This is a genomic window from Leucobacter denitrificans (assembly GCF_014396385.1).
GTDB lineage: Bacteria > Actinomycetota > Actinomycetes > Actinomycetales > Microbacteriaceae > Leucobacter > Leucobacter denitrificans.
This window is the reverse complement of the sequence record NZ_CP060716.1, coordinates 585297-610457: the sequence shown is the minus strand read 5'-3', so window position 1 is coordinate 610457 and position 25161 is coordinate 585297. Positions and strand designations below refer to the sequence as shown.

27 protein-coding genes and 1 tRNA gene are annotated in these 25161 nt (G+C 59.1%); 25 read left to right on the top strand and 3 right to left on the bottom strand.

Features of this window, described 5'->3' with window-relative positions; all coding sequences use genetic code 11:
- The first annotated feature begins 17 nt into the window (after positions 1-17).
- Together ettA and H9L06_RS02920 are read left to right on the top strand one after the other, a co-directional pair.
- Positions 18-1697 (top strand): energy-dependent translational throttle protein EttA, encoded by a 1680-nt coding sequence (ettA, locus tag H9L06_RS02925; RefSeq protein WP_187555774.1) that lies wholly within the window; start codon positions 18-20, stop codon positions 1695-1697.
- 2 nt (positions 1698-1699) lie between these two features.
- Positions 1700-2167, top strand: a complete 468-nt coding sequence (locus H9L06_RS02920) for an acyl-CoA thioesterase (RefSeq protein ID WP_187555773.1) — start codon at positions 1700-1702, stop codon at positions 2165-2167.
- Positions 2168-2169: 2 nt separating this feature from the next.
- Here H9L06_RS02920 and H9L06_RS02915 read toward each other — a convergent pair whose 3' ends face one another.
- Positions 2170-3048, bottom strand: a complete 879-nt coding sequence (locus H9L06_RS02915) for an acyl-CoA thioesterase (protein ID WP_187555772.1) — start codon at positions 3046-3048, stop codon at positions 2170-2172.
- Between the two features lie 75 nt (positions 3049-3123).
- Here H9L06_RS02915 and H9L06_RS02910 point away from each other — a divergent pair, with 75 nt between their 5' ends.
- From H9L06_RS02910 to H9L06_RS02895, 4 genes are all read left to right on the top strand, one after another.
- On the top strand, positions 3124-3789 hold the full coding sequence (locus tag H9L06_RS02910; protein WP_187555771.1) for a DUF8185 domain-containing protein: 666 nt from the start codon (positions 3124-3126) through the stop codon (positions 3787-3789).
- A 34-nt stretch (positions 3790-3823) separates the two neighbouring features.
- A complete protein-coding gene (gene rpoZ / locus H9L06_RS02905; RefSeq protein ID WP_187555770.1) occupies positions 3824-4075 on the top strand; it encodes a DNA-directed RNA polymerase subunit omega in 252 nt (83 codons plus the stop codon).
- 89 nt (positions 4076-4164) lie between these two features.
- The gene (metK, locus tag H9L06_RS02900; RefSeq protein ID WP_187555769.1) at positions 4165-5352 is read left to right on the top strand and encodes a methionine adenosyltransferase; all 1188 of its coding nucleotides are present in this window, start codon (positions 4165-4167) and stop codon (positions 5350-5352) included.
- Between the two features lie 38 nt (positions 5353-5390).
- On the top strand, positions 5391-7478 hold the full coding sequence (locus H9L06_RS02895; RefSeq protein WP_187555768.1) for a primosomal protein N' family DNA-binding protein: 2088 nt from the start codon (positions 5391-5393) through the stop codon (positions 7476-7478).
- A gap of 9 nt (positions 7479-7487) precedes the next feature.
- On the opposite strand, the gene trpB (H9L06_RS02890) is transcribed toward H9L06_RS02895, so the two are convergent.
- The gene (trpB, locus tag H9L06_RS02890; RefSeq protein WP_187555767.1) at positions 7488-8693 is read right to left on the bottom strand and encodes a tryptophan synthase subunit beta; all 1206 of its coding nucleotides are present in this window, start codon (positions 8691-8693) and stop codon (positions 7488-7490) included.
- A 207-nt stretch (positions 8694-8900) separates the two neighbouring features.
- Between trpB (H9L06_RS02890) and H9L06_RS02885 the strand changes: the two genes are divergently transcribed.
- From H9L06_RS02885 to H9L06_RS02800, 19 genes are all read left to right on the top strand, one after another.
- Positions 8901-9824: a methionyl-tRNA formyltransferase gene (locus H9L06_RS02885; protein WP_187555766.1), complete on the top strand. Its 924-nt coding sequence runs from the start codon at positions 8901-8903 to the stop codon at positions 9822-9824.
- Positions 9821-11356, top strand: coding sequence for an RsmB/NOP family class I SAM-dependent RNA methyltransferase (locus tag H9L06_RS02880; RefSeq protein ID WP_187555765.1), 1536 nt, complete (start codon positions 9821-9823; stop codon positions 11354-11356). The genes H9L06_RS02885 and H9L06_RS02880 overlap by 4 nt, the downstream gene beginning before the upstream one ends.
- A 95-nt stretch (positions 11357-11451) precedes the next feature.
- Complete coding sequence (locus H9L06_RS02875; RefSeq protein ID WP_187555764.1) at positions 11452-12819, top strand: MFS transporter; 1368 nt, start codon at positions 11452-11454, stop codon at positions 12817-12819.
- 1 nt (position 12820) lies between these two features.
- Positions 12821-13486: a ribulose-phosphate 3-epimerase gene (gene rpe / locus H9L06_RS02870; RefSeq protein WP_187555763.1), complete on the top strand. Its 666-nt coding sequence runs from the start codon at positions 12821-12823 to the stop codon at positions 13484-13486.
- Between the two features lie 19 nt (positions 13487-13505).
- Entirely contained in the window at positions 13506-13769 is a 264-nt protein-coding gene (locus H9L06_RS02865; RefSeq protein WP_187555762.1) for a phosphoribosyl-ATP diphosphatase, read from the top strand.
- Positions 13770-13868: 99 nt separating this feature from the next.
- The gene (gene hisG / locus H9L06_RS02860; protein WP_187555761.1) at positions 13869-14711 is read left to right on the top strand and encodes an ATP phosphoribosyltransferase; all 843 of its coding nucleotides are present in this window, start codon (positions 13869-13871) and stop codon (positions 14709-14711) included.
- Positions 14712-14723: 12 nt separating this feature from the next.
- Positions 14724-15512 carry an imidazole glycerol phosphate synthase subunit HisF gene (gene hisF, locus H9L06_RS02855; RefSeq protein ID WP_187555760.1) on the top strand — a complete coding sequence of 263 codons (789 nt, stop codon included), beginning with the start codon at positions 14724-14726 and terminating at the stop codon, positions 15510-15512.
- Positions 15509-15871, top strand: a complete 363-nt coding sequence (gene hisI / locus H9L06_RS02850; RefSeq protein WP_187555759.1) for a phosphoribosyl-AMP cyclohydrolase — start codon at positions 15509-15511, stop codon at positions 15869-15871. The genes hisF and hisI overlap by 4 nt, the downstream gene beginning before the upstream one ends.
- Positions 15872-15875: 4 nt before the next feature.
- The gene (locus H9L06_RS12025; RefSeq protein WP_425490000.1) at positions 15876-16142 is read left to right on the top strand and encodes a hypothetical protein; all 267 of its coding nucleotides are present in this window, start codon (positions 15876-15878) and stop codon (positions 16140-16142) included.
- Positions 16139-17434 carry a chorismate-binding protein gene (locus H9L06_RS02845; RefSeq protein WP_425489999.1) on the top strand — a complete coding sequence of 432 codons (1296 nt, stop codon included), beginning with the start codon at positions 16139-16141 and terminating at the stop codon, positions 17432-17434. The genes H9L06_RS12025 and H9L06_RS02845 overlap by 4 nt, the downstream gene beginning before the upstream one ends.
- Before the next feature lie 16 nt (positions 17435-17450).
- Positions 17451-18044 carry a Trp biosynthesis-associated membrane protein gene (locus H9L06_RS02840; RefSeq protein ID WP_187555758.1) on the top strand — a complete coding sequence of 198 codons (594 nt, stop codon included), beginning with the start codon at positions 17451-17453 and terminating at the stop codon, positions 18042-18044.
- A 94-nt stretch (positions 18045-18138) separates the two neighbouring features.
- Positions 18139-18372, top strand: a complete 234-nt coding sequence (locus tag H9L06_RS02835) for a DUF6704 family protein (protein WP_187555757.1) — start codon at positions 18139-18141, stop codon at positions 18370-18372.
- 2 nt (positions 18373-18374) lie between these two features.
- Positions 18375-19145, top strand: a complete 771-nt coding sequence (trpC, locus tag H9L06_RS02830; protein ID WP_187555756.1) for an indole-3-glycerol phosphate synthase TrpC — start codon at positions 18375-18377, stop codon at positions 19143-19145.
- Positions 19146-19158: 13 nt separating this feature from the next.
- Complete coding sequence (trpB, locus tag H9L06_RS02825; RefSeq protein ID WP_187555755.1) at positions 19159-20400, top strand: tryptophan synthase subunit beta; 1242 nt, start codon at positions 19159-19161, stop codon at positions 20398-20400.
- Positions 20397-21185 (top strand): tryptophan synthase subunit alpha, encoded by a 789-nt coding sequence (gene trpA, locus H9L06_RS02820; protein WP_187555754.1) that lies wholly within the window; start codon positions 20397-20399, stop codon positions 21183-21185. The genes trpB (H9L06_RS02825) and trpA overlap by 4 nt, the downstream gene beginning before the upstream one ends.
- A gap of 77 nt (positions 21186-21262) precedes the next feature.
- Entirely contained in the window at positions 21263-22201 is a 939-nt protein-coding gene (gene lgt / locus H9L06_RS02815; protein WP_187555753.1) for a prolipoprotein diacylglyceryl transferase, read from the top strand.
- Positions 22202-22228: 27 nt separating this feature from the next.
- A complete protein-coding gene (gene pyk, locus H9L06_RS02810) occupies positions 22229-23692 on the top strand; it encodes a pyruvate kinase (protein WP_187555752.1) in 1464 nt (487 codons plus the stop codon).
- A 51-nt stretch (positions 23693-23743) separates the two neighbouring features.
- Positions 23744-23828, top strand: a tRNA-Leu gene (locus H9L06_RS02805).
- 205 nt (positions 23829-24033) lie between these two features.
- Entirely contained in the window at positions 24034-24642 is a 609-nt protein-coding gene (locus H9L06_RS02800; protein WP_187555751.1) for an ANTAR domain-containing response regulator, read from the top strand.
- A 12-nt stretch (positions 24643-24654) separates the two neighbouring features.
- Here the strand turns inward: H9L06_RS02800 and H9L06_RS02795 are convergent, their stop codons facing one another.
- Positions 24655-25095, bottom strand: coding sequence for a hotdog fold thioesterase (locus H9L06_RS02795; protein ID WP_187555750.1), 441 nt, complete (start codon positions 25093-25095; stop codon positions 24655-24657).
- Between the last annotated feature and the right edge of the window lie 66 nt (positions 25096-25161).

Below are 25161 nucleotides of genomic sequence, written 5' to 3'. Positions count from 1 at the left end.
AGACGCCCGAAAAACATATGGCTGAGTACATTTACCAGATGGTTCGTGCCCGCAAGTCGGTCGGCGACAAACTTATTCTCGATGACGTGACGATGGCGTTTCTGCCAGGCGCCAAGATCGGTATGGTCGGACCGAACGGCGCGGGCAAGTCAACGATCCTGAAGATCATGGCTGGGCTCGACACCCCGTCGAACGGTGACGCAACGCTTTCTCCCGGGTACACCGTTGGCATCCTTATGCAGGAGCCAGAGCTTGATGAATCGAAGACCGTGCTTGAGAACATTGAAGACGGTATAGCGATCAAGGCGAAGGTAGATCGCTTCAACGAGATCTCGGCGCTCATGGCCGAGCCTGATGCAGACTTTGACACGTTGCTCGCTGAAATGGGAACACTTCAGGAAGAGATTGACGCAGCTGACGGCTGGGATCTCGACAACCAGCTCGAGCAGGCTATGGATGCGCTTCGTACGCCACAGGGCGATGCAAGTATCCAAAACCTCTCCGGAGGCGAGAAGCGCCGTGTCGCTCTCACGAAACTACTGCTTCAGAAGCCAGATTTGCTGCTGCTCGACGAGCCCACGAACCACCTCGACGCCGAGAGCGTGCTCTGGCTCGAACAGCACCTACAGAAGTACCCTGGCGCAGTCATTGCGATTACGCACGACCGGTACTTCCTTGACAATGTCGCAGAGTGGATTGCAGAGGTCGACCGCGGGCGGCTCTACCCCTACGAGGGCAACTACTCGACATACCTTGAAAAGAAGGCCGAACGCCTCGACATTCAGGGTAAGAAAGACGCGAAGCTCGCGAAGCGCTTGAAAGACGAACTTGAGTGGGTTCGATCAAACACCAAGGGTCGCCAGGCGAAGTCGAAGGCCCGCCTTTCTCGCTACGAGGAGATGGCAACCGAGGCCGAGCGGACTCGGAAGTTGGACTTTGAAGAGATTCAGATCCCTGCCGGCCCACGCCTTGGCAACGTAGTGATCGAGGCGAAAGATCTGGTGAAGGGCTTCGGCGACCGCAAGCTCATTGAAGGTCTCTCGTTCTCGCTTCCCCCGAACGGTATCGTCGGCGTCATCGGCCCGAATGGTGTCGGCAAGACGACCTTGTTCAAGACGATCGTCGGGCTCGAACCACTTGATGGTGGCGACCTGAAGATCGGCGAGACCGTGAAGATTTCATATGTGGATCAGAACCGTGCGAACATCGATCCAGATAAGAACCTTTGGGAAGTCGTGTCCGATGGCCTCGACATCATCACGGTGGGCAAGACTGAGATCCCGTCGCGTGCGTATGTGTCGAAGTTCGGATTTAAGGGACCGGATCAGCAAAAGAAGGCCGGTGTGTTGTCAGGCGGTGAGCGCAACCGACTGAACCTCGCGCTCACGCTCAAGCAGGGCGGCAACTTGCTACTCCTTGACGAGCCCACGAACGACCTTGATGTCGAAACACTGCAGTCGCTTGAGAATGCGCTGCTCGAATTCCCCGGTTGCGCCGTGGTTATCACGCACGACCGGTGGTTCCTCGACCGAATCGCGACGCACATCCTGGCTTACGAGGGCACCGACGACGATCCCGCACAGTGGCATTGGTTTGAGGGTAACTTCGAGGCATACGAAACAAACAAGATCGAGCGGCTCGGACCTGAGGCGGCGAAGCCTTCGCGCAGCCACTACCGTAAGCTCACGCGCGACTAACGATGGCTCGGACACACGTAGATCTAGAGCTTCGTTGGGGTGACCTCGATGCGTATGGGCACGTGAACAATGTTGCGTACGCGCGCTTCCTCGAGGAGTCGCGCGTACGCACGTTCTGGCTTGGCTCTGGTAGAGAACGCACCGGCATGGAACGGTACTTCCGCGGCGACGATCCCGCAGGGCCAAAAATGCTCGTCGCTAATCAGCAGATCGAGTTTCTCAAGGTGCTCGAATACGCTGAGCAGCCGATCACCGTCGAATTGTGGATCGGGAAGCTCGGAGGGTCAAGCCTTGAGGTGCACTACGAAATTGTTGACGGGTCACAGCCAGAGCGGAGTGTTGTCGCGCGGGCGATTTCAACTGTTGTGATTGTCGACGGGGTTTCGATGCGGCCGATGCGTCTCTCTGACGAAGGACGCGCTTCGGTGTCTCGTTGGATGGACGAGCCGCTAAACCTCCGGCGCAGCTAGTTTCAGTCGCTGTGCTCCGGTAGCCGAATCATCGACTCTTGAGACACGCTCGCGACGAGTGAGCCATCTCGGTTGTAGAACCTGCCGTGGGCGAGGCCTCGACCACCCTGTGCCGTGGGCGATTCAAGTTCGTAGAGCAGCCAATCATCAATTCGGAACTCCCGGTGGAACCACATTGCGTGGTCAAGGCTTGCTCCACGCATTCCCGGTGTAGCCCAGGGGATTCCATGCTTGCGTGCGACAGGTTCAAGCAAGAGGTAGTCGCTCGCAAACGCAAGTGCGGCCGACTGCACGAGCTGTTCTCCGTCGAGTTCATCACGTGAGCGGAGCCAGACCAGCTGCCGGTTTGTGCGCTCTTCAACCCTCAAAATCGTGTCGGACTCAACGTAGCGAAAATCGAACGGTCTGTTGAGCACCCATGAAGCGCGTCCTTCGCCAGAAAGGTGACCGTACTTCTCCCACACTGAGGGCAGATTCTCTGGCCCCGGAATGGAATCGGTGTCGAAGCGCTCCTCGTGTTCGATACCCTCGTCGGATTCTTGGAACGACGCAATGAGTGACATGAGTACTTCGCCCTCTTGATAGGCCTGCACTCGACGCGTTGAGAATGACCTGCCGTCGCGCAAGCGGGCCGTTTCAAAGGTCATTTGTTCGGTGCTCTCTCCGGGCCGCACGAAGTACCCGTGCATTGAGTGGATCACTCGCCCTTCAGGCACGGTCTCGCCAGCTGCAACGAGTGCTTGGCCGAGCACCTGGCCGCCAAACGCGCGCCCATGCGGGGTTGGCATTGCCGGGCCGGTAAATATGTCGTACTGGGTGCGCGCACCAGCGTTCACCACCGAAAGCATTGCTTCCAGGTCTGGCGTGGGAGCTTGGGGCATGGGGGCCTCCTTCAAACTGCGAATGTTCTTCAGTCTATTGGGGGAGGGTGAGCTTGCGGAGGTAGGCTTGCGGCGATGACCGTGACTGCTACTTCGATTCAACTTGCCGACCAAGCGACCCGCGATGATTTGCGAAGCTTTCTCGCTCGCCTGGTGCGAGTGGGGGAGCCAGAAGTTCGTATTCGGCGTCGAGACGACGTGCTTGGAGTCTTCGGGTGTACCCAGGCGCCCGCGGGAATTCTCGACACCGATCCAGTTGTGCTTGTCATGCGCGGCTTCGCGCTGGCAGAACAACAACAGGGTGAGATTGATGACGTGTTTGAGGCGCGTGCCTTCTTGGATCGGCTCGCGCGGCTGGAAGGCAGCGAGCTCTCGCTACCCATACCCGACATGATCACGACTGCCGCTTGGGCGGGAGTGCTTCCTCCAAATTCAGGCTGGCAAGCGTACGGCATGATTGACGCCTCGTCGCTCGCCGTCGTTGCTAAAGAGGGCATGAGTCGTGTGGCCGAATCGGTGCCAGTTGACGCTGGAGACCCTGTGGTTCAGCGCATTCGGCGGTCGGTCTGGGGTAGTGAGATAGCCCCCGGTATCCCGGCATCAGCTGCGTTTGCTGCTGAAAGTATGGGGTTCCTCTCGGGGGTGGATCGGCTGATACTGAGCAAGTCTCAGCACTGGACTCGGCTCAGCGGTTTGAACGGTTACGTCATCTTGAGGTTTGGTGCGGGCTTCGTACGTTAGAATGGTCGTTGACTTACTTATGAGGAGAACAAACATGGCGAATGTCAACGGCATCATCGATCCACCCATCGACGATCTGCTCGAGAAGGTGGACTCGAAGTACGCACTGGTTGTTTTCGCTTCGCAGCGCGCGCGTCAGATCAATGAGTACTACACAGATCTGCACGACGGAAACCTGTTTGACAACGTCGGTCCGCTTGTCGACTCTTCTGTCGATGACAAGCCTCTCTCGATTGCTCTGCACGAGATCGTCGAAGGCAAGCTTCAGATGGTGCCGCGGGCGTAACCGCACGCAATGTCGGTGGCGTCGGATACCTTTTCGGTACCGGCGCCACACCCATTTACAGCCGCAAATTTCAGCACCAAGGAGTATTCATGCTGCGACAGTTCACCTCGGAATCGGTTACCGAGGGGCATCCAGACAAGATCTGTGACCGCATCTCAGATTCGATTCTCGACGCGATGCTTGAGCAAGATCCTGGTGCGCGGGTTGCGGTAGAAACTTTGGTCACGACGGGGCTTGTGCACGTCGCAGGCGAGGTGTCGACAACCGGCTACGTCGAGATTCCGCAACTCGTTCGCGACACGATTCGAGAGATCGGGTACACCAGCTCAGACATGGGATTCGACGCCTCGTCCTGTGGAGTGTCGGTATCTATTGGGCAGCAATCACCTGACATCGCCGGTGGCGTCGATGTTTCACTTGAGGTACGCGAAAGCGGAAACGAAGACGCGCTGAGCGCTCAGGGCGCGGGCGACCAGGGCATCATGTTCGGTTTTGCGACAGATGAGACGCCAGAACTCCACCCCCTGCCAAGCTGGATCTCTCACAGGCTTGCCGAACGCCTCACTGAGGTGCGCAAGTCGGGAATCATTCCCGAACTTCGACCCGACGGTAAAACTCAGGTAACAATCGGCTATGACGGCGATACGCCCGCTTCGATTGAGGCGATTGTGTTGTCAACGCAGCACGCAGCAAGCCTTTCGGTTCCTGCACTACGTGAGGCGGTCGAGCGTGAAGTGATTCGTCCTGTGCTCGAGCGAGTGGAGTTACCGAGCTCAAACGTTGAACTCTTCATCAACCCCGCCGGCAAGTTTGTCATTGGTGGTCCGATGGGCGACGCAGGCCTTACAGGCCGCAAGATCATCATCGATACGTACGGCGGTGCGAGCCGTCATGGCGGTGGCGCATTCAGTGGCAAGGACCCGTCGAAGGTTGACCGCTCTGCCGCGTATGCAATGCGTTGGGTGGCAAAACATGTCGTTCGTGCCGGTCTCGCCCGTCGCGCTGAGTTGCAGGTTGCGTACGCTATCGGTCGTGCAACACCGGTCGGTCTTTACGTAGAGACGTTTGGCACTGAGACTGTGCCAGCCGAGCGCATCGAGGCTGCTGTTCGCGAAGTGTTCGACTTGCGACCGCTCGCAATTATTCGTGACCTCGACCTACTCCGGCCTATATACGGGCAGACAAGCGCATATGGGCACTTTGGGCGTGAGCTCCCTGATTTCCTGTGGGAGGCGACTCCCCGGGTGGACGAACTCCGCGCTGCAGCTGGCCTGTAACGCTTCGTGCCGGGTGTTTCGATGTGTCGGGTGTTGCCATGAGTTGCAGTTGCCTCGGGGCAGAGGCGCCAGAGGGGCGTCCGGTAGCGCAGGTGCTGCTCGACTCTGCACTTCCGCAGCTCGACCATCTGTTTGACTATTCGATTCCAGAAGAGCTAGCAGATTCGCTCCGTGTTGGTCAGCGGGTCAAGGTGCCGTTTCGGTCGCAGCAGCGCAAGTCTTTCGGGTATGTCATTGGCTTTGTCGAACGAAGTGATTTCACCGGTGAACTGTCACCGATCGCAGAAATCGTGGGCCCAGTTCCGCAGCTCACACCCGAGGTGTGGCAACTTGCCCGAGCTGTAGCTGACAGGGCCGGGGGGTCTGCTGGAGATATCCTTCGTCTCGCAATACCGACGCGACAAATCCGAGTTGAAAAGCAGCATCTGCAGGCTGCTGTTGATACTTCGAGAGCCGCTGCTGCACGAGACGTTGAATCTGGAAGCACCCAAGATCCTACTTCGGATACTGCAGGAACCGAGGTTGCACCCGGGCCCGAACAGGAGCAAGAAGTTGCTCTCGAGATCGCTGAGCGTCTCATTCTTGGCAAGAGGCTTGGATTTACTGCCTCGCATTCGCCGGTACGCCTCCCAACCGGTGAATGGGTAGGGGGTTGGGCCGAAGGGCTCGCCAAGCTCGCAATTGCTGTGCACAAACAGCGCCGCAGTGTCATCGTTGTGTTGCCCGACTACCGAGATGAAGATCAGGTGCTCGATGCGCTCGATGCTCTCGGTCATTGTGAGGCGGTACGTGTCGACTCGCGCCAGTCGAATGCGGAACGGTACGCCGCGTTTCTGCGGGCGCTCGACCGGGAACCTCGAATCATCGTGGGAAACCGATCCGCTGTGTACGCGCCTGCGCACGAGCTGGGCGCAATACTCATGTGGGACGACGGTGACCCTGTGCTTGCCGAACCGCTGACCCCGTATGTTCACGCGAGAGATGCTGCACTTGTGCGAGCGGAGCTCGAGGGTGCGGGGCTGTTCTTCGCGGCCCATGCGAGAAGCGCAGAGGTCGAACGTCTGGTGATGATCGGCTACGTCGATGATCAGGTGAATCCTCCCAGGCGAACTAGAATGCTGCACGCCGACGCATCGATCGCACCCGACGCTTTTGCCGGTCGAGTTCCAGAGTTTGCAGCCCGCACAATCCGCGAAGGGCTACGTACCGGCCCCGTTCTGGTGCAGGTGGCAACTCCGGGATACGCACCTGTCTCTGTCTGCGGCGATTGCGGCGACCTGGCTCGTTGCAAAGCCTGTGGAGGGCCGATTGGGTTTCGCATTGCTGGCAGGGCGGCATGCCGTTGGTGCGGCGAACACGCGAACCCGTGGTCCTGCCTGAGCTGCGGAGCTCACCGACTCGTCGAGCGGGGCATGGGTTCGGCACGCACCGTCGAGCAGTTCGAACGCCAGTTCCGAGGATTTCGAGTGCTGCTCTCTGACGGAGATCACCCGAGAGAACGCGTGGACTCGCGACCGGCACTCATTGTCGCGACGCGAGGCGCCGAACCGATTGCAGCGGGAGGCTACCGCGCGGTGGTGTTGCTCGACGCGGAGCGTCTGCTGAGTCTTGAGCACCTGCGCGCCGGTGAGGATTGTATTCGCTGGTGGGAGAATGCCGCAGCACTTGCGGCGCCTGACGGCGTGTGTCTTATGGCATCCGGGGGAGGTCCGGTTGTGCAAGCATTTGTTACTGGTCGTGTTGAAGAATGGTTGCGCGGTGAGCTCCGAGATCGGCAGGCGCTGCGCTACCCACCGGCTGTGCGAGTCGCAAGCGTCACGGGAGGGCTCGCCGAGGTGGATCGCGCAATAGCGGCGCTGTCCTCACCAGGCGTACTACCAGGAGTAGAGGTGCTGGGCCCGACACCGTTTGCTCCCCGGGATGCTGCGCCGCAAGGGGCGCAGCTCGTGCGGGCCATCATCAGATTTGAGTACGGTCGAGGAACGGACGTCGCGAAGAGACTGCGCGGTGCACTCGTTGCAGATGCAGCCGGGGCACAGTCCAGGCAGAAAGGCAGGGCCCCAGGACGTGCTCGCCCCGAGGCCCTGCGACTGCGGTTCGACGACCGCGGTGTCTTTGACGGTTAGCTTCTAGTCCTAGCTCTTGGTGCCGAGGCGCTCGGCCACGAAGTCCACGTCTTTGTCGCCACGGCCCGACAGGTTTACCACGATGATTTCATCAGAAGAGAGCGTCGGGGCGAGCTTCGCGGCCTGCGCAAGTGCGTGCGATGACTCTAGAGCGGGAATGATGCCTTCTGTGCGCGACAGCAGCATGAACGCCTCAAGCGTCTCTTCGTCGGTCACCGATTCGTACTGAACGCGTCCCATCTCGCTGAGGTGCACGTGCTGGGGCCCCACTCCTGGGTAGTCCAAGCCCGACGCAATTGAGTGCACAGGGGCGGCGTCGCCACTCTCTGTCTGAAGCACGCGCGTGCGCATTCCGTGAAGCACCCCGGGTGACCCGAGCGTCATGGTCGCGGCGTGTCGGTCTCCGTCGAGTCCCTCACCCGCGGGTTCGACGCCCACAATCTTCACCGCCTCGTCATCCAGGAATGCAGAAAAGAGGCCGAGCGCGTTCGATCCACCGCCAACGCAGGCGATGAGATAGTCAGGGAGCCGACCCTCGGCCTCAAGGATCTGCGCGCGTGCCTCGCGCCCCACGACCGACTGAAAGTCGCGAACCATCGAAGGGAACGGATGCGGGCCCACAACGGAGCCGATTGCGAAGAAGTACTCTTCGGGGTTTGCCGCGTAGACGCCGAAGGCCGAGTCGACGGCCTCCTTGAGCGACCGGCCGCCCTCCTCAACCGAAACCACCGTTGCGCCGAGCAACTCCATGCGAACGACGTTCGGGTGCTGCTTGGCAACATCGATCGCGCCCATGTGTACCTCGCACTTCAGACCGGTGAGGGCCGCAGCCGTCGCGAGGGCGACTCCGTGCTGACCGGCGCCAGTCTCTGCGATGAGCGTCTGCTTGCCCATGCGCTTTGCAAGTAGCGCCTCACCCAGCGTGTGGTTGATCTTGTGAGCGCCGGTGTGATTGAGGTCCTCGCGCTTGAGATAAATCCTTGCGCCACCCAGGTGCCGCGTAAGATTTTCAGCGAAGTACAACAGCGATGGCCGACCGACATACTTCGATAGGAGCGCCTGGTACTCGGCTAGGTAGTCGGCATCTTGAGATGCTTCCTCATAGGCGCGGGCAACCTCGGCCATTGGTTCAACGAGGTGGGGTGGGAGTTCGGCGCCGCCGTAGGGCCCGAAGAATCCGTGCTCGTCTGCCACGTATGGGGATGCGGTGGTCATAGTTTCTCCTTGAGTGATTCCAGCGGTGCAATCACCGGTACGAAAACACCGCCCGAGTGACAAGCACTGCTAGGCGGTGTGGATGGGTTCTGCGTATGAACGTGGGCCGCCTCTAGGCGATCCACCAACCAAACATATGAATTTTCGTACGCATGCTGAGATCGTACACCACAGATTGCGGCTACTGAGCCTGAGAGAATAGACGTTATGCGCATCGTGTTTGCCGGAACCCCTGAATTCGCCGTACCGAGCCTCAAGGCCTTACACGCCGAGGGGCACGAGATACTCGGCGTCATCACCAGAGAAGATGCGCCGCTTGGTCGCAAGCGAATTTTCACACCGTCTCCCGTAGCGCAGGCGGCCACCGAGCTCGGCCTCACGGTATTTAAGGCGAACCGACTCGGCGACGATGCGGCGGCTTGGGTTGCGGGGCTCGGCGCTGAGCTCGGTGTGATTGTTGCCTATGGTGGGCTCGTCCGCGATCCGCTACTCACCCTGCCGACCCACGGGTGGATCAATTTACACTTCTCAGACCTTCCCAGATGGCGAGGCGCTGCACCGGTGCAGCGTGCACTTATGGCGGGCGAGCAGCGGCTCGGACTCACTGTGTTTCGACTTGTTGAAGCACTCGATGCGGGGGATGTGCTCACGCGAGATGAGCGAGAATTCACGCAGGGAACCTCTGCCGGGGAGGCGCTCACCGAGCTCTCGCAGTACGGGACCCATGCGCTGTTAGGAGCTGTCGAACTCATCACAAAGAATCCGGGGGCGGGTACGCCGCAAGAGGGCGACGACACATACGCTCATAAACTCACGCGCGAAGACGGACGCATCAAGATACTTACTGCCACCGCTGACTCGGTGCTCTCGCACTGGGCAGGGGTCACCCCTGAGCCCGGTGCATTTGCGCTGCTTGGCGAGCAACCCCTCAAACTCACGACACTCCAACCAGTTCTTGACGACTCAGAGGCAGAGCTCGCGCCCGGTGAAGCGCAAATTGTTGGCAAGCGCGCGCTTCTCGGAGTGCTTGATGGGGCAGTGGAACTCACGCGGGTGCAACCGGCGAGTAAACCAGTAATGGACGGCGTTGCATGGCTTCGCGGTCGCGACGGAAAGGCCACGCTCTCATGAACGGGCAGCGAAAGCAGCATCCCCGCGACGGTCAGTCGCGAAGTAATCGGCAACGAAACGGTCAGCCCCGAAATAACCAGCCCCGAAGGGCACGGGCTCACATTTCTGGGGCACGGATAGTTGCCTACGATGTGCTGCGCGACGTGATGGATCGTGACGCCTATGCAAACCTTGCGCTTGCCTCACGCATTCGCGAAGCAAAGCTCGACGCTCGCGACGCAGCGCTCGCGACTGAGTTGGCTGCTGGCACACTCAGAGGCATGGGGCGGCTCGATCGCATCATCGAACTTGCCGCAGACCGCAGTGTCAAAGATATTGACGAGCGCACGCTGAATGTCCTGCGGCTCGGCGCCCATCAGCTTTTGTCGATGCGTACGGCCACGCATGCCGCGGTGAACGAGAGCGTTGAACTCCAGCGCCGGGTGGCGAATGAACGGGCGGCAGGGTTCGTGAACGGGGTGCTCCGTGAGATTTCTCGATCCACACCCGAGCAGTGGGATCGTGACATCGCAGCGAAAGCAGGTTCGCCAGATGAAGCACTCGCTGCTGCAACCTCACACCCGTCGTGGGTCGTCCGAGCCTTGCGCGATGCGTTGCGAGCCGAGGGGCGAGACGGCGAACTCGAAGAATTACTTGCGGCAGACAACGCTGCACCAAGGGTGAATCTCGCACTGTTGTCTGGGGCAGGTATCGCGCCAGATGAGCTCGCTGCAGTGGAGCCGGATTCGCTTAACGCTCGAGGGATGTCGCCACTCGGACTCGAGCTTGTGGGTGGAGACCCTGCCGGGGCAATCTCGACCGCCGAGCGCGAAGCGGGTATTCCAGTTGGGCTGCTGCGCGTGCAAGATCAGGGATCGCAACTTGCCGCACTTTCACTGGTACACGCGGCCCCCGTCAGACGAGGGGAGCGCTGGCTTGATCTGTGCGCCGGGCCGGGAGGGAAGTCGGCGATACTCGCCGCCGAAGCTGTGATTGAGGGAGCAACGCTGCGAGCCAACGAGGTCTCACCGCACCGCGCTGATCTCGTGCGGGACTCGCTTGCCGGAGTAGTGGAGATTGCTTCTCCCGAGGCGATCGAGGTCGTGTCGCACGATGGTCGGACACACGAAGCGTATGGGTGTGGCGCGCAGACGCACGAGCTCTTCGACCGCATCCTTGTCGACGCACCGTGCTCCGGGCTCGGGGCGCTTCGCCGCAGACCAGAGGCGCGCTGGCGCAAGCAGCCGTCTGACCTACCCGAACTCACGGCGCTGCAGGGTGAGTTGCTTGATGCGGCTGTGGCTCATCTCGCGCCGGGCGGCGTGCTTGCTTACGTTACTTGCTCGCCGCATCTGGCAGAGACGAGAGTCATGGTGGATCGCCTACTCAAACGCGAACCCGGCCTTCGCGAGCTCGATGCAAAATCAGCGGTGCGAACAGCTGCTCGGAACGGTGAAACGATCGATCTTGCGGGGGACCACCTCAGCGCTCAGCTGTGGCCGCACCGCCACAACACGGATGCGATGTTTATCGCGTTGCTCTCGCGCGACTGATCCGCCAGATGTGATCTAAAAGCCGTGCGAATATGTTGCCTTGAATACGCAGAGAATGGGTGCGCTCGAACCCGCATCGGCGTACGCTCACAACCATGAGCGAAGGTCGCCTCGATCCACCGACAACCGAGACTTCGCGCGCCTCGAACTGGGCAAAATTTCTTCACCTGCTCGTAAATACCGCAGTTGCGAGTCTCACATCTAACTTTCTTTGGTTTGCGCTCGTGTTTTGGGTGTATCTCGAAACTCGGAGCATTCTCGCTACCGGCGTGCTCGGGGGCGTCTACATGTTGCTGCTCGCGATGAGTTCGATGTACTTTGGCAGCTTGGTGGATCGCTACCGCAAGCTTGTCGTGATGCGTGCTTCTGCCTGGATTACGCTCACGACATTTGTGCTTGCGACCATCATGTTCTTCACGGTGCCGCATGATGCGCTGCTCACCGTTTCCGGATTGTGGTTCTGGGTGTTTTCGCTCGTGATTCTTGCGGGGTGCGTCGTCGAGCAAATGCGAAACCTCGCGCTCGCGACGACTGTCACGCTGCTCATCGATGAGCCGCGCCGAGCCAATGCGAACGGTCTCGTTGGCACCGTACAGGGAATCACCTTCCTCGTGACGAGCGTGTTCAGTGGGCTCTCTGTTGGGCTCTTGGGAATGGGCCCGACAATACTCATCGCGATGGCGTGCACGATTGCGCCCATGATCCACCTCTATATATTGCGAGTGAACGAGCCTGAGATTGTGCGCGACCCAGAATTTCGCGCGATCGACTTTCGCGGTGGATGGCGGGCCATTCTTGGCGTGCCTGGGCTACTGGCGCTCGTCTTGTTCAGCACATTCAACAACCTCACCGGGGGCGTCTTCATGGCGCTGCTCGACCCCTACGGACTCACCCTGTTCGAGGTTGAAATTTGGGGCCTCGTGTTAGGGCTCACCTCGGTGGGCATGATTCTTGGCGGCCTCATTGTTGCTCGCACCGGGCTGGGAAAGAACCCGATCCGCACGCTACTTCTGCTCGTTGCGGTGACTGGTGTCATTGGTATCTTCTTTGGGCTTCGTGAGTGGCCTTGGCTCCTTATTTCCGGCATCTTCCTGTTTATGACGGTCATTCCGGCAATCGAAGCCTCTGAACAGACCGTCATTCAAAAGGTCGTGCCATTTGAACGTCAGGGTCGGGTATTCGGGTTCGCGGCTACATTCGAAGCGGCAACCGCGCCCATCACGGCATTCATCATCGCGCCGATCGCAGAATTCATTGTCGTGCCCTACATGCAAAGCCCTGCCGGGGCCGCCCAATGGCAGTGGCTGCTCGGAACGGGAGAAGCACGTGGCATGGCTCTCATATTCGTCATCGCTGGTCTCCTGTCCCTGCTGCTTGCATTGGGAGCGATGCTGACACGCAGTTACCGCAAGCTATCGCAAAGCTATTCAGACGCGGAGTCCACGCATCCCGTAGGCTCATAGCGTGACCGCGCAGCGCATTAACCCCAGCATCCTTTCCGCCGATTTTGTCAACCTGCAGGCCGAGCTCGAGGCGATTCGAAGCGCAGATCTCGTGCATGTCGATGTCATGGACAATCACTTTGTTCCGAACCTCACGATGGGTCCTCCGATTGTTGAGCGTATCCAGGCTGTTTCGCCGGTGCCGCTTGACGTGCACCTCATGATCGCTGACGCTGACCGTTGGGCGCCAGGGTACGCCGAACTTGGCGCGTACTCGGTGACGTTCCATGCTGAGGCTGCAGCAGATCCAGTGGCGCTCGCGCGCAAGCTTCGTTCGATCGGCGCTCGCGCCGGTATCGCGCTCAAACCCGGAACCGCAGCGGATGACTATCTCGAACTCCTTCCCGAGTTTGACCAGGTGCTCGTCATGACTGTCGAACCGGGGTTCGGTGGCCAGTCGTTTATGGCAGACATGATGCCGAAGCTTCGCCAGTTCGCCGAAGCTCGTTCGAAGCTTGGAATCGATGTGTGGCTCCAGGTAGATGGAGGCATCACCGTTGACACAATCGGAATTGCTGCCGAGGCCGGTGCTGACACGTTTGTGGCAGGTTCGGCGGTGTATGGTGGCGTGCCAGAAGATCGGATCGCCGAGTTGCGTACTGCCGCGGCTGGCCACTCGCACACGTGAGCACTGATAGTCTGGAGCGGTGAAAACCTTCGATACGCTCTTTGCCGAGCTCGCCGAGAAGGCCGCTACCCGGCCTGAAGGCAGTGACACCGTCGCCCGGCTGGATGCAGGGGTGCATTCGATCGGCAAGAAGATCGTCGAAGAGGCTGCCGAGGTTTGGATGGCGGCGGAATATGAGTCGCAGGCTGAATGCGCTGAAGAGATTAGCCAATTGCTTTACCACTTGCAGGTGCTCATGCTTGCAAAAGGCATGACACTCGACGACGTATACGCGCATCTCTAGCGTCGACGTGCGGCCTTTGGCTGTCGTCGGCGCGTTCAGCTGATGTCAATTCACTCGGCCGATCCGCAAGGTGCGGCCACTACGGAAGGATTTCCTCCAATGCTGCGAATCGCAGTTCCGAATAAGGGTTCACTTTCTGAAACCGCCGCAGAGATGCTCGCTGAAGCGGGGTACTCCGGCCGCAAAGATAGCCGTAAGCTCGTGCACGCTGACGTGAAGAACGATGTTGAGTTCTTCTACCTGCGCCCCCGCGACATCGCGACATATGTTGGTTCTGGCGCACTCGATGTTGGGATTACTGGCCGCGACCTTCTGCTTGATTCGGGTTCCGATGCGCATGAGATCACCCACCTTGATTTTGCGGATTCGACATTCCGCTTTGCGGCTCCGGCCGACGGCGATATTTCGGAAATTGAGCACCTCGCCGGCAAGCGCGTCGCTACGAGCTACCCGACACTGGTCGACGGTTTTCTGAGGCAGCGGGGTGTTGAGGCCCACACCGTGAAACTCGACGGAGCAGTCGAATCTGCTGTGCAGCTCGGCGTCGCAGATGCGGTCGCAGACGTCGTCTCGACAGGAGCCACGCTCAAGGCCGCTGGTCTCGAAATCTTCGGCCCGGTCATTCTCGAATCGACCGCGGTGCTCATCGGTGCGCCGACTAAGCACGAGGGTATTGAGCGCCTCATTCGAAGGCTGAGAGGCGTGCTCGTCGCTCGCAAGTTCGTCATCATGGATTACGACCTGCCAGCCGCGCAGTTGGAGGCCGCGATTGCCGTTGCGGGTGGTATTGAATCGCCGACTGTGTCGCCGCTTCGCGACGAAGACTGGGTTGCCGTTCGAGTCATGGTGCCGTCAGACGACGCGAACACGATCATGGACAGGCTGTACGAGCTCGGCGCTCGGGCGATCCTCGTAACTGCGATCCACGCCGCCAGGCTTTAGGGGGACACGACGATGTCAGTTGCAATTCGCGTAATTCCGTGTCTTGATGTGGCTGGTGGGCGAGTCGTGAAGGGTGTGAACTTTCTCAACCTTCAAGACGCGGGTGACCCGGTTGAGCTTGCGGCCAAGTACGCGGAACAGGGTGCAGATGAACTCACCTTCCTTGATGTCACCGCAACTGTTGATGGTCGCGCCACAACGTATGACGTCGTGCGTCGCACGGCGGAGCAGGTGTTTATTCCGCTTACGGTTGGCGGGGGGGTTCGCGAAGTCGATGACGTCGCAAAGCTTCTCGCAGTGGGTGCCGACAAGGTAGGCATCAATAGTGGCGCGATTGCGCGGCCTGAAGTCATTGGAGAGATCGCCGATCGGTTCGGGGCACAGGTGCTGGTGCTTTCGCTCGACGTGAAGCGAAGTGACAAGCAGCCTTCAGGGTTTGTTGTGACGACGCACGGTGGCAAGCGTGAGACCGATCTCGACGCGCTGGCCTGGTGCAAGGAGGCAGTCGAGCGAGGGGCCGGTGAATTGCTCGTGAACTCTATGGATGCCGACGGTACCCAGAACGGTTTCGATCTTGAACTCATTACACAGGTGCGTGCGATTGCTGACGTTCCGGTCATTGCTTCGGGCGGTGCCGGCGAACTTGAGCACTTCGCACCCGCAGTGACTGCTGGTGCAGATGCTGTGCTCGCAGCATCTGTTTTTCACTACGGCAAGTTTACTGTCGGTGATGTCAAGCAGGCATTGCACAGCGCAGGGCACCAGGTGCGCCTTTCGAATGTTTCGGAGCAGCCCCGATGAGTGTTGAGCAAGCGATTTCAGGTCTCAAGTTTGGGGCAGATGGCCTATTGCCGGCCATCGTGCAGGAAGATGACACCGATCGCGTGCTCATGCTCGCGTGGATGGATGCTGAGGCGGTGCGCCGCACCCTCACAACGGGGCGTGTGACCTACTGGTCGCGTTCCCGAAACGAATACTGGCGGAAGGGCGACACGTCAGGGCACCGACAATACGTTCGCGGAGTCGAGATGGACTGTGACGGTGACACCCTCCTCGTGCGTGTCGAGCAAATCGGGGCCGCTTGCCATACTGGCACCCACAGTTGTTTCGACGACCGAACTCTTCCTGCGGTTGTCGGCGATCCACGAGAGATAGGCTGAACCGGTGAGCACCACCACGACCCGTGAAGAATTTGAGACTGCACGTGCCGAAAGTGCCGTAATACCCGTCTGTCGCGAGGTGTTCGCTGATGCTGACACTCCGGTAAGCATCTATCGCAAGGTTGCGGGCTCGAGAAACGGAACGTTCCTGCTTGAGTCTGCTGAGCAGGGCGGCGTGTGGACCAGGTTTAGCTTTGTTGGAGCCGGAAGCTTTGGGGTTCTCGGTGAGCGCGACGGTAATGCGAAGTGGGCCCGAGTGGCACTGACGTGAGCGAGGAGCGACTGCTTCCCGGAGGTGTGTCACATCTCCGGCCTGTCGAGGCGCTGCGCGCAGTGTTTGAACGATGGAAAGCGCCCCAGGTACCCGGCATTCCTCCACTCGCGAGCGGGTTTGTTGGCTATCTCGGTTGGGAGACGGTCCGACAGTTTGAACGCCTCGAGCACCAGCCGACTGAAGGCGCCGGGCTGCCGACACAAGGCTTAAGTTTCGTCTCTGAACTCGTCGTTATTGACCACCGCGAGGGCTCGGTGGTGCTGATAGCCAATGTGCTCAATGATGGCGTGCACGACGGGTCACACGACAGTGATTCAGGTGAGCTTTGGCAAGACGCCCAGCGCAGACTTGACTTGTTGCAGACAGCGCTCGCATCACCCGAACCCTCGCCGCTTGGTGCGCTCGACCGAGAGGCTCTCCCAGACCCTCAGAGGCTCACGACCACGCCTGAGTTCATGGCCACCGTCGACATTGCGAAGCAATACATTGTCGAAGGCGATGTGTTCCAGGTCGTGCCGTCGCAACGTTTCGACCAGCAGTGCACTGCCGATCCACTTGATGTCTACCGAGTCTTGCGTCACCTGAACCCAAGTCCCTTCTTGTATCTCGTGCAGCTTGAAGACAACGACGGGGTTCCGTTCACGATCGTCGGGTCGAGCCCTGAAGCTCTCGTCACTGTGCAGGAGAGCGGTCATGTGATGACGCATCCGATCGCTGGCTCTAGACCCCGCGGCGAGACAGTGGATCAGGATCAGCAGTTCGAACGCGATCTCTTGGCAGATGAGAAGGAACGCGCCGAGCACCTGATGCTCGTCGACCTGGCGCGGAACGATCTGCTGCGCGTGTGCGAGCCCGGGAGCGTGGAGGTGACCGAGTTTATGCGCATTGAGCGGTTCAGCCACATCATGCACATTGTCTCTTCGGTCGAGGGCCAGGTTCGTGACGGCATGAACCCCATCGATGTATTCCGGGCAACGTTCCCAGCAGGAACACTGAGTGGTGCGCCGAAGCCACGAGCGCTGCAGATCATTGACGAGCTGGAGCCCGTGCAGCGTGGCGTTTACGGGGGAGTTGTCGGATACTTCGGACTGGGCGGAGCCGCCGATCTCGCGATCGCAATTCGAACCGCGACGATCCGTGATGGCGTCGCGATGGTGCAGGCCGGCGCCGGCATAGTTGCTGATTCTGTGCCAGCGACCGAAGACGCTGAGTGTCAAAGCAAGGCTGCCGCTCCGCTGCGAGCTGTGGCAATCGCGAATTCACTCAGTCGCGTGGAGACGAATGTCTGAGGCGCGCCCACGCAAGATGAGCAGTAAAGCAATACTCATCTTGCTCGTGGTGGTCGGGGGCGGTCTCGGCCTGCTCGCGTCCGTACAAGTGTGGATCCAAGTTGAGTTTCTCACCGGTGTTTCTGCGGTCGAACGGATTGAAGTAACGGGTCAACAGGCGAGCCCAGCGATCACGCTCATCTCACTTGCGGCACTCGCAGCGGCGCTGGTGCTAACAATTGCTGGCCCTGTATTCCGAAAAGTCATCGGGTTGCTTGTGCTCGTTCTCGGAGCGGGGCTCGCCGCGGTGGGAACAAGTATTGCGCTGAGCCCCATTGATGGTGCCCGCAGCCAGATTGCGGAGTCAACCGGAATCTCGGGAGACTCCTACGATCTTCTCGTTGCCTCGATTTCGTCTTCTGCCTGGCCCACGATCACCGCAGTTATCGGTGTGCTGCTTGGAATCCTTGGTGTGTGTGTACTCATATTGAGTGGGCGCTGGAAGACCGCTGGGCGCAAGTATGACTCTGGAACCGATGGATCCAAGAAAAAGACACGCACATCCGAGCCCGGTGATCGCATTTCTGAATGGGATGCGCTTTCCGACGGTGACGATCCAACCGATCGTTGAGGTGTCGCGCCACTCGGGCAGCATTCGCGGAATGCTGTGAGTTCCCGGTAAGCTTTATGGTGTCCGAAGTGTGTTCGTCTGGCAGAGGAGATTCATGAGCAACCACCACGAAGAACCAGGTCACGGTGATTCACCAGCGGCTTGGACGGCAGTCGTTGTGATGTTGATCGGTATTGCCGCAGGCACCGTGTTCTTCTTCCTCCATATGGCAACCCTCGTTTGGGTCTGTGTCGGCGTGGTTGCGTTCGGTGCGCTTCTTGGTTTCATTCTTGCGAAGGCCGGCTACGGCGTGAATGGCCCGCGTTACACTCCGAAATCTCACGACTAACAGTGCTCGACCAGCTCCTCCAGGGTTCTCTCGAGGACGCAAAGTCCCGGAGACAGATTCGCCCGTACGCAACAGTTGAAGCCGAAGCGCTCGCTCGCACGGCCGCTCTCGATGCGCTTGAGTTCCTTGCCCCTGGCGACCGGATTCGCGTCATCGCCGAGGTGAAGCGCGCGAGTCCTTCGCGTGGCGATCTCGCTGATATTCCTGAGCCGCACGCACTCGCAAGCCAATATGAGGCCGGAGGTGCGAGCGCGGTGAGCGTACTCACCGAGGAACGCAAGTTCAAGGGCTCGCTCGCCGACCTTGAGGCTGTACGCAAGGCTGTGAGCATTCCGGTGCTTCGTAAGGAGTTCATCGGCGAGGAATACCAGATCCTCGAGGCGCGTGCTGCGGGGGCAGACCTCGTGCTGCTCATTGTTGCGGCTCTGCCACAAGAGACGCTCGAGCGCCTCTACGCATTTACTTTAGAGCTTGGCATGACACCGCTCGTTGAGGCGCACTCTGCTGATGAAGTGGCACGGGCGGTTGACCTGGGCTCTCGGCTCATTGGCGTGAACGCACGAGATCTCAAGACCTTCGAGCTCGACCGTGAGCTCTTCGGGCGCGTTGCAGATCAGATTCCTGCCGGAGTGATTCGTGTTGCAGAATCTGCAGTCTTGGGTGTTGACGATGTTATTCGTTATCGCGAGGCGGGTGCAGACGCTGTGCTCGTTGGCGAAGCGCTCGTCATGAGCGACCCTATTGCGACGCTCGCGTCGTTCCTCAACGTGTAACTGAGAGGCGAACATGTCAAACGACAGCACAGTCACGAATCTTCGTGACCAACACGGCCCGTTCTTTGGTGAATTTGGCGGCCGATTCATGCCTGAATCTCTTATTGCTGCCATCGATGAGCTTGTCGTTGCTTACGATTCTGCAAAGGCTGACCCTGAGTTTCATGCCGAACTCGATAGCTTGCTTCGAGATTACGCAGGCAGACCTTCACCGTTGACCGAGGTTCCTCGGTTCGCTGAACATGCCGGGGGAGCGCGCGTCTTTCTCAAGCGCGAAGACCTCAACCATACGGGGTCGCACAAGATCAATAACGTGCTTGGCCAGGCACTCCTTACAAAGCGTCTCGGTAAGACACGAGTCATTGCCGAAACCGGTGCGGGGCAGCACGGTGTTGCGACTGCTACGGCAGCTGCGCTACTCGGGCTCGAGTGTGTCGTGTACATGGGCGAAGTTGATACCGAACGGCAAGCGCTGAACGTCGCTCGCATGCGTTTGCTTGGGGCAGAGGTCGTATCCGTGACGACGGGTTCACGCACACTCAAAGACGCAATTAACGAGGCGTACCGTGACTGGGTATCGACCGTCGAGCGCACAAACTATATCTTTGGCACCGCTGCCGGTCCACACCCGTTCCCGGCAATGGTTCGCGATTTTCAAAAAGTCATCTCTGAAGAGGCCCGTGCTCAGTTGCTCGAGAAGACGGGTCGCCTACCCGATGCAGTGGTCGCCTGCGTTGGCGGTGGATCGAATGCGATCGGCATGTTCGATGCATTCCTTGATGACGCAGATGTTCGCCTTTATGGAGTCGAAGCTGCCGGTGACGGCGTAGATACCGCGCGGCACGCCGCGTCCATCGAACGTGGCAGGCCGGGCATTTTGCACGGCTCTCGCACGTATGTGCTTCAAGATGAGGACGGGCAGACGATTGAATCTCATTCAATTTCGGCCGGCCTCGATTACCCGGGGGTAGGCCCGGAACACGCTTGGCTATCCGACATTGGTCGGGCAACTTATATTCCGGCAACAGATGATGAGGCGATGCAGGCCCTTCGGCTACTCAGTCAAACAGAGGGCATCATTCCCGCAATAGAGTCGGCGCACGCGCTCGCTGGCGCGATCCGCATCGGGAAAGAACTCGGCCCTGAGGCAGTCATCGCGGTCAGTCTTTCTGGCCGAGGCGACAAAGACATGGCAACGGCGGGTCGCTACTTTGGTCTCTTTGATGGCACCGAGCTCGAGGAGTACGAGTCATGAGCGAATCGCGCGTAGAACAGGCGATCCGCGCCGCAAAGGTAGATCGCAAAGGTGCACTGGTTGGGTACCTGCCAGCTTCATTTCCTGACCTCGACACGAGTGTAGAAGCCGCAATCGCTCTCGCGCGAAATGGCGCTGATGTGCTTGAGATCGGTGTTCCGTATTCGGATCCCGTGATGGATGGTCTCGTGATTCAAGAGGCAACTCAAACCGCACTTGCTGGCGGCTTCAAACTCACACATCTCTTCGAAGTAGTTCGGCGGGTTACGATGGAAGTCGACACCCCGGTGCTCGTGATGACGTATTGGAATCCGGTTGCGCAGTACGGGGTTGAGCGATTTGCCCAAGACCTGGCGGCTGCCGGCGGTGCCGGACTCATCACCCCAGACATCACTCCAGACTCTGCCGCTGAGTGGATTGAAGTAAGTAAGCGTGTTGGGCTTGACCGGGTCTTTCTTGCTGCACCGACGTCCACCCCGGAGCGTCTCCGCATGATTTCAGAGAACAGCACTGGGTTCGTATACACGGTTTCGACCATGGGAATCACTGGCGAGCGCGCAGAGCTAGATGCTGCGGCGCGAGGTCTCACCGAGAGCCTACGCGAGGCGGGTTCCGCGCTTGCCTGCGTTGGAATTGGCATCTCCAATGCTGATCACGTGTCGACCACACTTGACTATGCCGATGGCGCAATTGTCGGCACCGCATTTGTCAAAGCACTCCGCGACGGCGGAGTGGAAAAGCTCTCCCAGGTGGTTCGCGAGATCGCAGCAGGCACCAACAGATAGAATTGACACCGTCGTCACCGTGAGGGTGGCGAGCGCAGCACAAGTCGGCGGCGTTGCCGCCAGTGAAAGAGGAGTGAATGATTCTCCCGCTCAGTATTCCGAGCCCCTCGTTCCAGTTTTTCCAAATTGGACCTCTTACGATCCATCTGTATGCACTGTGGATCATCTTGGGGATCGTGCTTGCCGCAATTTGGACTTCGCGACGCTTGACACGGCGCGGGGGCGAGAACGGTGTCGTTTTCGACTTCGTAGTCTGGTCAGTGCTACTCGGTATTATCGGCGCGCGTTTGTACCACGTGGTGACTCACTGGGGCGATTACTTCGTTCCGGGTAAGCAGTGGTGGAACCCGTTTGAAGAGAATGCAATCTGGAATATCTGGGACGGTGGCATAGCAATCTTTGGTGCGCTGCTCGGCGGCGCGATTGGTGTGCTCATCGCATCGCGCCTCACCGGTGTACGGTTCCTCTCGTTCGCTGATGCGCTCGTTCCAGGCCTCATGCTCGCGCAGGCTTTTGGTCGCCTCGGCAACTACTTTAACCATGAGCTTTTCGGCGGCCCTACAACGCTGCCGTGGGGGCTTGAGATTGAATCTACGAATCCGGCGTTCCCCATCGGCCTTCCGGCGGGAACCCTGTTCCATCCGACATTCCTGTATGAAATTATTTGGAGCCTTGCCGGAATTGTGGTGCTGCTGGCGCTCGAAAAGAAGTTGCACCTGCGTTGGGGGCGGCTCTTTGCGCTCTACCTCGTCTGGTACGGCATTGGTCGGGCGATCATCGAATCCATGAGGGTTGATCCTAGCCTGCTGTTCCTCGGACTCAGAACTAACGTTCTTGCTGCGCTGCTCGCAATCGTGCTCGGCATCATTATCTACATCGTCCAGACCAAGCGTCACGTAGGTCGTGAGATCTCCGTGTATCTCCCCGGTCGCCGTAACCCGATTGACTCGGTCTTGGAGAACACCGCAGATCCCGAGGTGTACCACCACGTTGTTTCTCGCAATCCCGCACTATAAACCCACTGAGTTTTAGGAGTTTGTAACATGCGTCACGCAAAGATCGTTGCTACATGGGGCCCAGCGGTCTCAAGCTACGACCACACACTCGAACTCATCGAGGCGGGTGTCAATGTTGCGCGCATGAATATGTCGCATGGCACTTACAAGGTGCATGAGGGCATTTATCGCAATATCCGCCGTGCCGAGATTCAAGTGGGTAGGCCAATTGCGGTTCTCGCAGACCTTCAAGGGCCGAAAATTCGTCTCGGAAAATTTGAGGGTGGTCCGTACTCTCTCGAGGTAGGCGATGAGTTTGCAATCACGACTCAAGATATTCTCGGCAATCAGCAGATCGCTGGTACCACGCACAAGGGTCTTCCAGGTGATGTGAGCGTGGGCGATCCGCTGCTCATTGATGATGGGAAAGTGGCGCTTCGCGCGACGAAGGTGACCGAGGATACGGTGCACACTGTCGTTGAGGTGCCCGGATTCGTCTCGAACAATAAGGGCATTAACTTGCCCGGTGTCGCGGTGAATGTTCCTGCGCTCTCCGACAAAGACGAGGAAGATCTGCGATGGGCGCTTAAGCTCGGCGTTGACTACATTGCGCTGTCATTTGTGCGCGACGCTGCCGATATTGTGCGCGTGCACGAAATTATGGCCGAAGAAGGCATCACCCTGCCGGTAATCGCGAAAATTGAGAAGCCTCAGGCCGTCGAACACCTCGAAGAGATTGTCGATGCCTTTGACGGCATTATGGTCGCTCGAGGTGACCTCGGTGTCGAACTACCGCTCGAACAGGTACCGCTTGTGCAGACCGAAGCGATCGATGTGGCGAGACGAAATGCGAAGCCGGTAATTGTGGCGACGCAGGTGCTCGAGTCGATGATCGAGAGCCCAAGGCCCACGCGTGCTGAGGCCTCAGACTGCGCCAACGCGGTGCTCGACGGCGCTGACGCGGTGATGCTTTCTGGTGAAACGAGTGTCGGCGCCTATCCCGTTGAAGCAGTGAAGACGATGGCACGCATCATTGAGGCGACTGAAGATCATGCGCTCGACCGTATCGAGCCACTCAACACGGTTCCACATACCCAAGGCGGTGTGCTCACACACGCGGCGGCCGAGGTCGCAAAGTTTATTGGCGCGCGTTACATTTGCGTGTTCACAGAATCAGGCGACACTGTGCGACGCATTTCTCGGCTCAGGCTCCCGATTCCTATTATCGGGTTTACGCCCGAGCAGTCCACTCGTCGTCGCATGGAGCTCACGTGGGGTGCGCGTAGCATTCAGGTGCCGCGCGTCGGCAGCACTGATGAGATGTTTGCGCAGGTCGACGAGACACTGCTTCCGAGGCCCAACATTACGGCAGGGGAGAAGGTGCTCATCATCGCCGGATCGCCTCCGGGAATTGTTGGCACGACAAACACGCTGAGGATTCACCGAGTGGGTGAAACTACCGGGGACCTCGAGGAGGCGAAACCCCGGAAGCACACGCTCACTGGCGGCTAACACACACTCGATTTTTTGAGTCGAGTTTCAGGCACTAAGCTGGAACTCTGAGCCGGATTGGTGGAATTGGTAGACACGGCGCACTCAAAATGCGCTGCCGAAAGGTGTGCGGGTTCGAGTCCCGCATCCGGTACCACGAATGTAACCCCCTACTCGCATAGAAAACACTGGCGAGTAGGGGGTTTGATGTTCCCGTTCTGAAGGTCGCTTGCGCGCGCTTTGCCCGCACCTTGATGACCCGGGGATTAGAACTCATCACAGCCCTGTGTGGTTCTGCAATGTTTTCTGCCCACACCCTCTAAATGGGGTGCTTACCAGGGCTGGTGTCGTAAGCTTGAGGTGTGAATGAGCAGAGTGCAACCCCCACACCAGCGAGGCGTGTCGTCGTCGCTGAAGACGAGTCCCTGATTCGCCTCGATATTGTCGAGACTCTTCGAGATAACGGTTTTGACGTTGTCGGCGAAGCGGGTGACGGGGAGACCGCAGTTGCACTGGTCAAGGAACTTCGCCCCGACCTCGTGGTCATGGATGTGAAGATGCCGCAGCTTGACGGCATTTCGGCCGCTGAGCAGATCAACAAGGATCACATTGCTCCGGTTGTGCTGCTTACCGCATTCAGCCAACGCGAACTGGTTGAGCGTGCAACCGAGGCCGGTGCACTTGCGTACGTCGTGAAGCCGTTTACGCCTGCAGACCTAATTCCCGCTATCGAGATCGCGCTTTCTCGCTTCCAGCAGATCATCACGCTCGAGAACGAGGTTGCAGACCTTGCCGAGCGCTTTGAGACGCGCAAACTGGTTGATCGCGCGAAAGGTATCCTGAACGACAAGATGGGTCTCAGCGAGCCTGATGCCTTCCGTTGGATTCAGAAGGCTTCGATGGATCGACGCTTGACGATGCAAGACGTCGCAAAGACCATCATCGACCAGCTTGGTCCCAAGAAAGACTGAGCGCTCGAACTGCTACGCGCTCGGCGCGTCTTTGTAGAAATTCGTGATCCGCACTGTCGAGCAACGGCGGCCCGAATCGTTCGTGATGACGATCTCGTGAACCGTCATCGTGCGTCCTGTGTGGATCGGCTTGCACACACCGGTAACGCGGCCCGTGGTCGCGGAGCCGGTGTGTGTGGCGTTAATGTCGACGCCAACTGGGATCTTGCCCTTGGGTGCGACGAATCCGGCGTGTAAAGAGCCGAGTGTTTCGCCGAGAACTGCGTATGCTCCGCCATGGAGCAGTCCGAACGGTTGCGTGTTACCCTCGACCGGCATCGTAGCGATTGCGTGTTCCCGCGTGAACGTAACAAACTCGATTCCCATTTTTACTGAGAGCGCACCCGCGCCGACTTGCTCGAGAAACTCTCGTGTCGCATCATCAAGTTCTGCGGTTGTGGATTCTTCTGACATGCCACTCTTTCAATGTCGGACCAGCCTTGTAGGCTGGGTGCGTGTCGAATAACACTCAGCAGCCTA